The 251-nt window shown below is 35.9% G+C and carries 1 protein-coding gene and 1 pseudogene; one reads left to right on the top strand and one right to left on the bottom strand.

Annotated elements, in window-relative coordinates; genetic code table 11:
- Positions 1-131, bottom strand: a pseudogene (locus IDG65_RS14495) (3-methyl-2-oxobutanoate hydroxymethyltransferase); the annotation flags it as partial.
- Between the two features lie 44 nt (positions 132-175).
- Between IDG65_RS14495 and IDG65_RS14935 the strand changes: the two are divergent.
- On the top strand, positions 176-251 hold a 76-nt coding region (locus IDG65_RS14935), incomplete at its 3' end, for a hypothetical protein (RefSeq protein ID WP_241012761.1).

A 251-nucleotide genomic window follows, 5' to 3' on the forward strand; every position in this document is an offset into this window, starting at 1 on the left:
TTATACCCCATAACGCCAACACTTTGAGGTGTTAATCCTAAATGTGCAACAACAGGAATACCAATTGCCGTTGCTTTTTCAATAAATGGTGTAATATGCGCTCCTTCTGCTTTAATTGCATTTGCATCAGAAGAATATACGTATAAAAAGAAAATTATGAATGAGGTTAATAACAATGACTAAGCTGATTACTACGGTAAAAGAGATGCAACACATTGTTAAAGCAGCCAAACGCTCAGGAACAACGATTG

The sequence above is a fragment of the Staphylococcus sp. EG-SA-17 genome (assembly GCF_017151845.1).
Classification (GTDB): domain Bacteria; phylum Bacillota; class Bacilli; order Staphylococcales; family Staphylococcaceae; genus Staphylococcus; species Staphylococcus aureus.